Genomic DNA, 11,684 nt, shown 5'->3' on the forward strand with positions numbered 1-11,684 from the left:
CTCAACCCATGAGCCAGCGCACCAGGCCCACGGTCGCGGCGCCTGCCACCGCGGCGGCCAGGTCATTGCGCACCAGCTTCATCACCAGGCCTACCGCCAGCAAGGCCAGCGCCTCGGGCAGCTTGCCCGAGGTCGCGGCCGGCGTCACGATGCCAACCATCACGGCCAGCGGAATCGCCTTGAGCGCAGCCTCCACACGCGGGGTGATGGGCACATAAGCCATCAGCAAAAAACCACTGATGCGGCAGGCGAAAGACGCCAGCGCCATGCCGACCAGCGCCAAGAAAAAAGTGGACTCAACGGCCATAACGCCAGGCCCCCATCAAGCCACCGGCGATACCCGCACCAACGATGTACCAGGCGCCCGGCAGCAGCCGATGCAAAACCAAGGCCGCCAGGCCCGCAGCAGCGATTGGCCACAGGTCGGACTTGCCGCGCCAGAGCACCATGCCTATGGCTGCGGCAAAGGCCACCAGCATGAAGTCCAATCCGAAAGCTGCCGGATTCGGCACACTGCCGGCCAGCAGGTGACCGGCCAAGGTGCCCAATAACCAGGGCAAAAACATGGCCACACCCGAGCCCAGCACATAACCGGCATCGCGGTAACCGGCCTCGTATTCACGCATGGCCATGGCCCAACTGCCGTCGCCCAGGAAAAACAGCGCGCCCCAGCTTTGGCGACGCGGCAGCCCGGCCAGCCAGGGCTGCAAGGCCGCGCTGTACAAGACGTAACGCGCATTCATGACCAGGATGGTGACGATGACAGGGGTGATCGCGGCCGTGGCGGTCCAGCCCTGCAGCGCCGCCAATTGCGCGCTGCCTGAATACACCGCAGCACTCATCAACAAGGCCTGCAGCCAGGACATGCCGCGTTCACTGGCCAAGACGCCGAACACCATGGCGTACAGCGTCACACCGGGCGCCAGCACCTGGGCCGCCACAAAGCCGCGGCGTATGCCGGCGGCTGTGAAGCTCACAGTCGCAGGGTTCACCGCCCCACCACCAGCCGGATGCCGGGCAAAACCTGTTCGGTTTCGGCACGCCGCTCCAGGGCCATGCGCATGTTCATCTGTGCCACTTCGGTGTGCTCCACGGCCAGCGCCTGGGCGCGTGTACCTTCGCCCGCCTTGAGCGCCGCAAACAACATGTGATGCTGGCGGTGGGCGTAAAGCATCCAGTCACGGTCCAGCGTCACCGTACCCTGCATGGGCAACATGGCCGAGGCCGGCGCGAAGGGTAACTTGTCGTTGAGCGCCACGGCCCGCTGCAAGGCGCGGTTGCCGCAGGCCTCCAGAATCAGCGCATGGAAACGGTCGTTCATGACAGCGTAAGCAGCATAGTTTTCATAGCTTAGCGGATTGGCCGACAAGGCCTGGTCGCCTTCATCCAGGCAAGCTTGCAAATCACCCTGCAACTGCCGGGACACGCCATGTTCGGCCACCAGGCGCGCCGCCATGCCTTCCAGGTGGCCACGCACGGCAATCGCGTCAGCCACTTCGCGCGGCGTGAATTGGCGCACCAGGTATTTGCCGGTGTCGTTGGCCTCGACCAGACCTTCCTGCTCCAGCGTGACCAAGGCCGCACGCACGGGGGTGCGCGAGGCACCCAGCCGCTCGGCCAGTTGTTGCTCGGCCAGGCGCTGGCCGGGCTCGAATTCGCCACGCAGGATCAAGTCCCGCAACTGGATCAACACCGTCTCTTGCAAGTTCATAAATCAAAATGTACACTGAAAATTAATTTCGGTATACCGTTTTAGACAAGGCCCATCTCCATGAATGCAGAACAAAACGAATTGATCACCCGCGTTGGTCCCGGCACGCCTTGCGGCGCCCTGCTGCGCAGCTATTGGCAACCGGCGGCTTTGGTGGACGAATTCAATCCGGCGCTGGACCCACGCATGGAAAAACGGCCGGTCAAAGCTGTGCGCCTGATGGGCCAGGACTTTGTTCTATTCAAGGATGACAAGGGCAACTACGGTTTGCTGGACCGCGACTGCCCGCATCGCGGCGCCGACCTGGCTTTTGGCCGCGCGGAAGGTGACGGCCTGCGTTGCCCTTTCCACGGCTGGAAATTCGACGTGAAAGGCCAATGCCTGGAAACGCCGGCCGAACCGGCTGGCAGCAAGTTGTGCGAACGTGTGAAACAACGCAGCTACCCGGTGCAGGAAAAAAGCGGCGTTTTGTTCGCCTGGCTGGGCGCCGAAGGCACCACACCGCCGCCCCTGCCCGCGTTTGACTGCTTTACCGCACCGGGGACCCACACCTTTGCCTTCAAGGGTTTGTGGAACGCCAACTGGCTGCAGGCTTTCGAGGTCGGCATCGACCCGGCTCATCCGTCTTTTCTGCACCGCTTTCTGCAGGACGAAGCGCTGGAAGACATTGGCCAGAACGCGGCCGGCAAACAGTTTCGCAGCGCCAGCGCCGGTGCGATTGACGGCGAGCAATGGCCCATGACACGCATCATGCGCGAGTTTGCACAACCCGAAATCAGCATCGAGAACAAACCCTGGGGCATACAACTCACCGCCCTGCGGCCCATGAACGACAAGCTCACGCACGTGCGTGTGACCAACTCGATTTTCCCGGCGACCTTTGTGATCCCGCTCTCGGAAACCATGACCATCACGCAAATGCATGTGCCGGTGGACGACACGCATACCTACTGGTATTCCTTTTTCACCAGCTTCGCCGGCCCGCTGGACAAGGAAAGCATGCGTGCGCAGCGCCAGCAATTCATCTCGCTGCCAGACTACATCCCTAACGCCGGCCGCCACAACAACTGGGGCTTTAACGCCGATGAACAAATGACCCAAACCTACCTGGGCATGGGCGAGGAAGACATCAATGTGCACGACCAGTGGGCGGTGGAAAGCATGGGCCCTATCCAGGACCGCACCCGCGAACACCTGGGCAGCAGTGACAAGGTGATCATGGCCAACCGGCGCGTCTTGATCAAGGCGATTGCCACGGTGCAGGAAGGCGGCGTCGCCCCCGGTATCGCCGACGCCAGCCAGTCCGCCGCCATGACCGGGCCAGACACCGTGGACGGCATCGCGCCGGCCGGCGAGTGGTCGGCCTGGTGGCAGGAGCAAGCCCGCATCAAGCAGGCCAACGCCCCCTGGAAAGCCCAGACAACCCAGCAGGTCACCCCGGCATGAGCCGCTTCGCTGAACACTGCGGCATCCACGACGCCGCGCGCCAGCGTGCGCTGGATCACACGGCCCAACAAATCGCCGCCAGCGGTGTGGAACTGGTGCGTTTTGCCTGGTGCGATCTGCACGGCAATTTGCGCGGCAAAACACTGACGGCCGGCGCCGCCGTCAAAGCCATGCAGGACGGCGTGGGCCTGGTCAGCACCTTGCTGCTGAAAGACAGCTCGGACCGCACCGCCTTCAAGGTCTTCGAGGCTGGCGGCACGGCGGAACTCCCGGGCTTCGAGTTCGCCAGCAACCTGCTGCTGCTGGCCGACCCGGCCAGCTTCAAACAATTACCCTGGGCACCGGCCACCGGCTGGGTGCAAGGCCAGACCTGGATGCAGGACGGCACAGCGGTCGAACTGGACACGCGGCGCATCTTGCAACGCGCGCTGGCGCGCCTGGCCCAAGCCGGTTACGGCATGAAGTGTGGTCTGGAGATCGAGTTTCATATCTACAAGATCACCGGCGACTGCGCCGACAATCAACTCGACCCCGAACAAGCCGCCTGGCCCGGCTTGCCGCCCAAGGTGGCGATGATCCACCCCGGCTACAACCTGCTGTCCGAAACTTTGTTCGACATGGCCGAAGAGCCGCTGCGCATCGTGCAACACACGGCACAGGCGCTGGGCCTGCCCCTGCATTCGCTGGAAATCGAACTCGGCCCCAGCCAGGTCGAAGCCGTGTTTGACGCGACCGACGCCTTGACGGCCGCCGACAACATGGTGCTGTTCCGCAGCGCGGTTAAGCAAGCCCTGCGCCGCGCGGGTTACCACGCCACCTTCATGTGCCGCCCGCCGTTTCCCAACATCATGTCCAGCGGCTGGCATTTGCACCAGTCGCTGGTAGACCTGCAAACCGGGGCCAACCTGTTCCAGCGAGACACGCCCGCCGCGGGCACACAACCTACCGACGCGCAGTACACCTTGTCCGCATTGGGTGAACATTATTTGGCCGGCCTGCTGGAACATGCACGCGGCATGGCGGTGTTTTGCACACCGACCATCAATGGGTTTGGCCGCTTCCGGCCGAATGCCCTGGCGCCCCAAGCCGTGCTGTGGGGACGCGACAACCGCGGCGCCATGTTGCGCGTGGTGGGCCAATGCCAGGATGCCGCCACAAGGATTGAAAACCGCATCGGCGAACCGGCCGCCAACCCGTATTTGTACCTGGCCTCGCAAATCCACGCCGGGCTCGACGGCATCAAGCGTCAACTGAAAGCCCCGGTGGCTACCGATGCGCCTTACGGCGAAGCCGGCACTAAAATCCCGACCAGCCTGGGCGAAGCGCTGGAAGCGCTGCAAGCCGATACCGTGCTGGGCCAGGCCTTTGGCCCCAGCTTCATCAACTACCTCACCCGTATCAGGCAATCTGAAATCACCCGCCACGCGCAAGCCGTCGACCAGGACGACTGGCAGCGCCGCGAGTATTTCAGCCGCATCTGAGTTTCACCTTTTCCATGATCACTATCAATTTCATAACTTCTGACGGCCAGTCCACGCCGGTCCAAGGCAAAATCGGGAAAAGCCTGATGGACGCAGCCGTGGCCGGCGGCATAGACGGCATTGCCGCCGACTGCGGCGGCCTGTTGACCTGTGCCACCTGCCACGTGTTTGTGCGCGAACCCTTCGCCAGCCTGTTGCCGGCGGCCGATGGCGAAGAGCTGGCCATGCTGGCGTTTACCGCCACACCCCATGCGCCCCACAGCCGCCTGAGCTGCCAGATCCAACTGAATGCGGCACTTGATGGTTTGACGGTAGAGTTACCCAGCACACAATACTAAGAAATACTGCGCACTGAAGCCAGCCCAACCAAGGAACACCATGATTCTCGAACTCGCCGACATCCGCATTACCCCCGGCCAACAAGCCGCTTTTGACGAAGCCATCCAGCGCGGGCTGAGCACCGTGATTGCAAACGCCAAGGGCTTTCAGGGTTTCAAGCTCAACAAGGGCATTGAAAACCCCGAACGTTACATCCTGCAAATTTTCTGGGAAACGCTGGAAGACCACACCGTGGGTTTTCGCGAATCGCCGGCTTACGCCGAGTGGCGCGCAATTGTCGGGCCGTTTTTTGCCGGCCCGCCCGTGGTCGAACATTTCACACTGCTGGCCAAATCCACCTGAGCATCGTGGCGAGCCTGGGCTCGCCACCGGCCGAGAGGCCGAGACATGGCCAGCACCTTGGCCATGATTTTTTCCGAATTCTTAAGGAAAAAAGGCCTGCAGCCCAACAGGGACGAGCGCAACATGCTATTTATTTGATAGCAACAAAAGACCAACTGGCATATTGCGGTCGATCTCAAGCGCTTCAAGCCTCGCGGCAGCACGCACCCAGGCGCAGCTCAAGCGATCAAGCCAGTTCTTCGTGACCCGCAATCAACTTGCCCAGCAAGACGCCCAACTGGGCGCGTTCGTCGCTGTCCAGCGGACCCAGCAGACGCGATTGCACCTTGCTGACGGCGCGTTTCATCTGCAGGGCGACTTGTTGACCTTCGGGTGTAACCCACAACAACTTGCGCCGCCTGTCGTCCGGGTCGGCCTCGCGGCGTACCCAGCCCTTGGCCTCCAGCCGGCCTATCACCGAGCCTGAGGTTGCCGCATCAAAAGCCACCCGCCCCGACAAGGTGATCTGGTCTTCGCCGGGATCATCGATCAAGGCATTGAGGATGGCAAACTGCACCGGCGTCACGTCATAAGCCGCCGTTTCCTCCATGAAAATGGCGACCGACAACTGGTGCGCGCGGCGGATCTGGTGTCCGGGCGCTTCCATGAAATTGAAACTTTTGACCATGGGCGAAGTTTAGAGCTTGTCCGCGAAAAATTGGCGCGTCGCACAGACGCTCAGGGTATTCACCATGTCGAATATTGATAAGCATACTTATCATTAGGCTCTAATTTTCTTACTTGACGCAACGGACTCACCGTGACTCTCCCCCATCCCATCCTGATTGCCGGCGGCGGCATAGGCGGCCTGGCCACCGCTCTGGTGCTGGCGCGCGACGGCCACGCCGTGACCGTGCTGGAGCAAGCTGCCAGCTTTGGCGAAATCGGCGCGGGCATCCAGCTCGGCCCGAATATTTTCCGCATGTTTGCCTACCTCGGCCTGACCGATGTGGTCAGCAAGGTGTCCTTTTTTCCGGCCGGTCTGGGCATGAACGATGTACGCACCGGTGAAAAAATCGTGCGTGTGCCACTGGGCGATAACGCCCGCGCCACCTACGGCTTTCCGTATGGCGTGATTTACCGCGCGGACCTGCACCAGGTGTTTCTCGACGCCTGCCTGGCGCAGCCGAATGTCACCCTGCGCACCCATGCCAAAGTGGCGTCCTTCGAGCAGTCGGCCGACAGCGTGCGTGTTTGCCTGGCCGATGGCGAAGTTTTGCCGGGCTCAGCGCTGATAGGTGCGGATGGGATCTGGAGCAAGGTGCGCGAGGTGGTGGTGGGCGACGGCAAGCCGCGCGTGTCCGGCCACATTGCCTACCGCGCCGTGCTCAAGCGCGAGGACGTTCCCGCCCATTTGTGGAGCGACGACGTGGTGCTCTGGGGCGGCGAAAAAACCCATCTGGTGCATTACCCGCTGCGCCGCGGCGAACTGTTCAACCTGGTCGCGGTGTTTCACAGCAACAAATACGACGAAGGCTGGAACACCTTTGGCGACACGGCCGAGCTGACCGAACGTTTTGCCGAGGCTTGCCCGCAGGTCAAGGAACTGCTGGGCAAGATTGAGACCTGGAAGATGTGGGTGTTGTGTGACCGCGAACCGGTGAAAAACTGGACCGATGGTCGCGTGACCCTGCTCGGCGACGCGGCCCACCCGATGTTGCAATACCTGGCCCAGGGCGCGGGCCAGGCGATTGAAGACGCCGTGGTGCTGCGCGAAGCCTTGCGCTTCACGCGCGGCGATGTGCCGCTGGCGTTTCAAAAGTACCAGCAGGCCCGCTATTTGCGCACCGGCCGGGTCCAGTTGACGGCACGGTTTTACGGCGACATTTACCATGCGTCCGGCGTGCAACGCGAGCTGCGCAACCAGATGTTCCAGAGCGGCGCCGAGAGCGCCGGTTTTGCCGGGTTGCAGTGGATGTACGACGGAATCGAGCCTTCAAAGCTGTTCAAATAGGGCTTTTGCCACCCGGAGATTCGTATGAAAAAAGCCTTCACGCACGCTACGCTTTTGATAGCTGCTATCGCACTACCCGTGCTGGCTACAGCCCAAAATAACTCGCAAAAATCGACCGCCAAAGAAACGTCATCGGCCGCCGCCAGCTGGCCGACCCGGCCGGTCCGGCTCCTGGTGGGTTTCCCCGGCGGCTCCACACCCGACATGGCCGCACGCACGCTGGCCGAACCTTTGTCCCGCGTCCTGGGCCAGCCGGTGATTGTGGAAAACCGCCCTGGCGCATCGGGCAATATCGCCGCCGACCTGGTGGCCAAAGCCACGGACGATCACACCCTGGGCGTGGTGATCAATGGCAATCTGACCTCGGCCAAGATGCTGTATTCCAAGCTGCCTTACGACCCGGCAAAAGACTTCACCCCCATCTCCCTGCTGGCCACGGCACCGCTGGTGCTGGTCGCTCCGGTGAACCTGCCTTCCGGCAGTGACTTCTTCCTCGCGGCGCGCAACGGCGGTGACAAGTGGAACTACGGCTCGGTCGGCAACGGCTCGGTCGGCCACCTGGGCATGGAGTTGCTCAAGACCAAGGCCGGCAACCTGGCCGCCGTACACGTGCCTTATCAGGGCAACCCACAAGTCATCACCGCGCTGCTGGGCGGTCAGATCCAGATGGCGCTGGTGCCACCCGGCATCGCGCTGCCCCAAGTCAGGGCCGGCAAACTCAAGGCGATTGGGCTGACCAGTGGACGCAGTGCCCTGGCCACCGACATCCCGCCTCTGGCTGACGCCGAAGTGCGCAACTTCAACCTGGAAGTCTGGACCGCCCTGATCGGACCGGCCAAGCTGTCCAAGGCCGCACAAACACGTCTGGCCCAGGAAGTGCCCCGCATCATCCGCGACAACGACACGCGGCAGAAACTGTTCAACCAGGGCTGGCAAGCGGTGGGCACCTCGCCCGAAGGCCTGACCAGCCGCCTGCGCAGCGAGACCGCCATCATGGGCGGCATCATTGCGATGCGTGGCATCAAGGTGGAATGATGCCCCCACGGTCGCTCACTGCGTGTAGCTCCCTGCCCCCCGAGGGGGCCGCTGCGCCTGCGGGCCGGCGGAGCCGGACCCGCGGCCCTTGCTTGAATGAGATATCGCCCCAACTCGCCCACTGCGTGTAGCTCCCTGCATTAGTCCTACCTACCATGCCTGCTTCATCCAGCCTGAACACCATCACCGAACCTGCACGCACGCTACCCGTCTACGGCGAATTCGACGTTGTCGTGATAGGCGGTGGGCCAGCCGGGCTGGCTGCGAGTGTGAGTGCGGCCAAGCGCGGTGCGCGTACCTTGCTGGTCGAACGTTATGGTTTTCTGGGCGGCATGGGCACGGCGGGTGGTGTCACCAATTTTGCCGGGCTGTACGGCAAAAAAAATGGCGAGATGCAGCAGGTGGTGCATGGCATGGTGGACGAATTGCTAGCGCGACTTGATGCGCTGGGCGGGCTGAACCAGCCGCAGGACGGCATGCAAGGCCGCATTCGTGTGCGCTCTTATGACGTGTCCGCCTACAAATGTGCGGCCGACCAGTTGCTGCTGGCCAGTGGTGTGCAAATCCTGTTTCATGCCTGGGCGGCAGCGGTGGTGATGAACGGTCACGCCATCGAGGCCCTGGTGGTGGAAACCAAATCCGGACGCCAGGCGATCCGTGCGCAGCGCTTCATCGACTGTTCGGGTGATGCCGACGTGGCCCATTTTGCGGGTGTACCTTTTGAGTTGGGCGACGGCCAGGGTAGCGCCTTGTTTCCAAGCACCATGTTTCGTGTCGGCCATGTGGACGCCGAACGTGCACTGGCCGCGGTTGGCGACTTCAAGGCCATCAACGACCTGATGGACCAAAGCCTGGTGAACCAGCCAGGCCGTTACCAGTTTCCGCGCCAAGGGGCGATTCTCAGGCCGCAGAAAAACCCCACGGAATGGCGTGCCAATGTCACACAAATTCGCAATGCCAGTGGCCAGGCCATGGATGCGACCGATGCGCGCCAGCTCAGCGAGGGCGAGCTGGAAGGCCGCCGGCAGATCACCGAGTATTTCCGCTTTCTGAAGAACGAGGTCCCCGGCTTTGAGTCCTCGGCCATCGTGGACATTGCGCCCCAGGTCGGCATACGCGAAACGCGGCGCATCTGCGGCGCCTATTCGCTCACCGGCGAAGACATCCTGTCCTCGGCCCGTTTTGAGGATGTGATCGGCATCAATGCCTGGCCGATGGAAATGCATGTGGACGGCGCCATTTCCTGGGGCTTTCCACGTGACGACAAGCGTGCCTACAACGACCTGCCCTGGCGCATGCTGGTAACAAACGAAGTCAGCAACCTGCTGGTTGCGGGACGTTGTGCGTCCATGGCCCACGAAGGCCAGTCGGCGGCACGCGCCAGCGGCGGCTGTTTTGTGATGGGCCAGGCCGCCGGCACCGCCGCCGCGCTGCTGGAGGCCGGGACGGCCTTTGCCGACATCAACATCACCCGCCTGCAGCAGGCCTTGCTGCAAGACGGTGTTTATTTCGACCGCTGAACCTGTGACCGGAGACACCCCCATGGACATGAAACCGCCCCCTGGCACGGCACGCAAAGCCTTTTACGAGGCCATTCGCGCACAGCACATGACACCTCTGTGGGAGGTGTTGCATGCACTGGTGCCACAACAACCGACCACGCCTTGCGTGCCGGCCTTCTGGTCATATGCGCAGGTACGTCCTTACCTGATGCAGTCCGGCGAACTGATCACCGCCGAAGAAGCTGTGCGCCGCGTGTTGATCCTGGAAAATCCGGCTTTGCAGGGGCAGTCCGCCATCACCCAATCGTTATACGCCGGCCTGCAACTGATCCTGCCCGGCGAAATTGCACCCAGCCACCGTCACACCCAAAGCGCGCTGCGTTTTGTCGTCGAAGGCCATGGCGCTTACACCGCGGTGGATGGCGAACGCACCCACATGGCACCAGGTGACTTCATCATCACACCTAGCTGGACCTGGCACGACCACGGCCATCAAGGCAAGGTGGAAAGCGGCGAACCCGTGGTCTGGCTGGATGGCCTGGATATTCCCATGCTGCGTTTTTTCGATGCAGGTTTTGCCGAAAACAACACCGAACGTTCACAGCCTGTGACCAAAGCGGAGGGCACCAGTTACCAGCGTTACGGCGCCAACATGTTGCCGGTGCGTTACGACGCACCCTTTGGCCAGACCTCGCCCATCTTCAGCTACCCCTACGCCCGCACCCGTGAAGCCTTGTACACCCTCGAACGCCAAGCTCCAGTGGACGCCTGGGACGGCGTGAAGCTGCGTTATGTGAACCCGGCCACCGGTGGCTCGCCCATGCCCACCATGGCCACCTTCATGCAACACCTGCCAGCCGGCTTTGCCGGTCAACCGTGGCGCCAAACCGACGGCGCCGTGTTCAGTGTGGTCGAAGGCCACGGCACGGTGCGTATCGATCATGCGGGGCAAGAACAGGTCTTTGCGTTCGGCCCGCGCGATCATTTTGTCATTCCATCCTGGCACACGGCCCAGTTGCGTTCTGCGCAGGGTTGTGTGTTGTTCAGTTTTTCAGACCGCCCGGTGCATCAGGCCCTGGGCATACACAGAGAAGAGAGGTTGTCATGAGTTTTGTCTTTACCCCCCCGGCCGTCGTGTCGGTCCCTGTTGTGGGCAGCACCGAGCGTTTTCCGGTACACCGCGTTTATTGCGTGGGCCGCAACTACGAAGAACATGCCAAGGAAATGGGTTTCACCGGCCGCGAGCCGCCGTTTTTCTTTCTGAAACCCGCTGACGCCGTGGTGGTGGTGGATGCCGGCCAAACCGGTACCATTCCCTACCCCAGCCTGACCAAAAATCTGCACCACGAAATCGAACTGGTGGTGGCAATTGGCACGGGCGGCAAAAACATCAAAGCCGCCGATGCGTTCAAACATATCTACGGCTACGCCGTGGGCCTGGACATGACACGCCGCGACTTGCAGGGTGAGATGAAAAAGCAGGGCCGGCCCTGGTGTATCGGCAAGGCCTATGACCACTCCGCCCCGATCGGCCCAATCACACCTGCGGCCCAGGCCGGCGATGTCACCAACGCCGAGTTGTACCTGCAGGTCAACGGAGTCGATCGCCAGCGCAGCACGGTAGCCAAGCTGATCTGGAACATCGCCGAAACGATTGAGCATCTGTCCGCGGCCTGGGAGCTGCAACCCGGCGACCTGATTTATACAGGCACCCCCGAAGGTGTGGCGGCCGTGGTGTCCGGCGACACCATGGTCGGTGAAGTCAAGGGCCTGGGCACGCTGACTGTCAAAGTGGCCTGAGACCGCCCCGGAGTGATTGCGCGTCTTTCGCACAG

The 11,684-nt window shown here is 62.2% G+C and carries 13 protein-coding genes; 9 read left to right on the forward strand and 4 right to left on the reverse strand.

All coding sequences use genetic code 11. The features are described 5' to 3' along the window. Window position 1: 1 nt before the first annotated feature. From R6254_RS11105 to R6254_RS11115, 3 genes are read right to left on the reverse strand one after another with little or no spacing between them, the layout of a single operon-like run. Entirely contained in the window at window positions 2-307 is a 306-nt protein-coding gene (locus R6254_RS11105; RefSeq protein ID WP_318406809.1) for an AzlD family protein, read from the reverse strand. Continuing rightward, window positions 297-992 (reverse strand): AzlC family ABC transporter permease, encoded by a 696-nt coding sequence (locus R6254_RS11110; RefSeq protein WP_318406810.1) that lies wholly within the window; start codon window positions 990-992, stop codon window positions 297-299. The genes R6254_RS11105 and R6254_RS11110 overlap by 11 nt, the downstream gene beginning before the upstream one ends. Further along, window positions 989-1,711 (reverse strand): GntR family transcriptional regulator, encoded by a 723-nt coding sequence (locus R6254_RS11115; RefSeq protein WP_318406811.1) that lies wholly within the window; start codon window positions 1,709-1,711, stop codon window positions 989-991. Before R6254_RS11115 ends, R6254_RS11110 begins: the two co-directional genes overlap by 4 nt. 60 nt (window positions 1,712-1,771) lie before the next feature. On the opposite strand from R6254_RS11115, the gene R6254_RS11120 reads away from it, so the two are divergent. Genes R6254_RS11120 through R6254_RS11135 form a run of 4 tightly spaced genes read left to right on the forward strand, consistent with a single transcriptional unit; the run spans window position 1,772 to window position 5,319 of the window. After that, window positions 1,772-3,157, forward strand: coding sequence for a Rieske 2Fe-2S domain-containing protein (locus R6254_RS11120; protein WP_318406812.1), 1,386 nt, complete (start codon window positions 1,772-1,774; stop codon window positions 3,155-3,157). Continuing rightward, complete coding sequence (locus tag R6254_RS11125; protein WP_318406814.1) at window positions 3,154-4,638, forward strand: glutamine synthetase family protein; 1,485 nt, start codon at window positions 3,154-3,156, stop codon at window positions 4,636-4,638. The genes R6254_RS11120 and R6254_RS11125 overlap by 4 nt, the downstream gene beginning before the upstream one ends. A gap of 14 nt (window positions 4,639-4,652) precedes the next feature. Next, window positions 4,653-4,976 (forward strand): 2Fe-2S iron-sulfur cluster-binding protein, encoded by a 324-nt coding sequence (locus tag R6254_RS11130; RefSeq protein ID WP_318406816.1) that lies wholly within the window; start codon window positions 4,653-4,655, stop codon window positions 4,974-4,976. Between the two features lie 40 nt (window positions 4,977-5,016). Beyond that, window positions 5,017-5,319 (forward strand): antibiotic biosynthesis monooxygenase family protein, encoded by a 303-nt coding sequence (locus tag R6254_RS11135; protein ID WP_318406817.1) that lies wholly within the window; start codon window positions 5,017-5,019, stop codon window positions 5,317-5,319. Between the two features lie 226 nt (window positions 5,320-5,545). Here the strand turns inward: R6254_RS11135 and R6254_RS11140 are convergent, their stop codons facing one another. Beyond that, a complete protein-coding gene (locus R6254_RS11140) occupies window positions 5,546-5,986 on the reverse strand; it encodes a MarR family winged helix-turn-helix transcriptional regulator (protein ID WP_318406819.1) in 441 nt (146 codons plus the stop codon). A 132-nt stretch (window positions 5,987-6,118) separates the two neighbouring features. On the opposite strand from R6254_RS11140, the gene R6254_RS11145 reads away from it, so the two are divergent. The 5 genes from R6254_RS11145 (at window position 6,119) to R6254_RS11165 (ending at window position 11,649) form a co-directional block, all read left to right on the forward strand. Further along, window positions 6,119-7,312 carry a 3-hydroxybenzoate 6-monooxygenase gene (locus tag R6254_RS11145; protein ID WP_318406820.1) on the forward strand — a complete coding sequence of 398 codons (1,194 nt, stop codon included), beginning with the start codon at window positions 6,119-6,121 and terminating at the stop codon, window positions 7,310-7,312. A 24-nt stretch (window positions 7,313-7,336) separates the two neighbouring features. Further along, window positions 7,337-8,347, forward strand: a complete 1,011-nt coding sequence (locus R6254_RS11150; RefSeq protein WP_318406821.1) for a Bug family tripartite tricarboxylate transporter substrate binding protein — start codon at window positions 7,337-7,339, stop codon at window positions 8,345-8,347. A 155-nt stretch (window positions 8,348-8,502) separates the two neighbouring features. After that, entirely contained in the window at window positions 8,503-9,867 is a 1,365-nt protein-coding gene (locus R6254_RS11155) for an FAD-dependent oxidoreductase (RefSeq protein WP_318406823.1), read from the forward strand. A gap of 22 nt (window positions 9,868-9,889) precedes the next feature. Next, window positions 9,890-10,957: a gentisate 1,2-dioxygenase gene (gene gtdA / locus R6254_RS11160; RefSeq protein WP_412103151.1), complete on the forward strand. Its 1,068-nt coding sequence runs from the start codon at window positions 9,890-9,892 to the stop codon at window positions 10,955-10,957. Next, window positions 10,954-11,649: a fumarylacetoacetate hydrolase family protein gene (locus tag R6254_RS11165; protein WP_318406824.1), complete on the forward strand. Its 696-nt coding sequence runs from the start codon at window positions 10,954-10,956 to the stop codon at window positions 11,647-11,649. The genes gtdA and R6254_RS11165 overlap by 4 nt, the downstream gene beginning before the upstream one ends. Window positions 11,650-11,684 lie beyond the last annotated feature (35 nt).

It is taken from the genome of Polaromonas potterensis (assembly GCF_033446725.1).
Classification (GTDB): domain Bacteria; phylum Pseudomonadota; class Gammaproteobacteria; order Burkholderiales; family Burkholderiaceae_C; genus Polaromonas.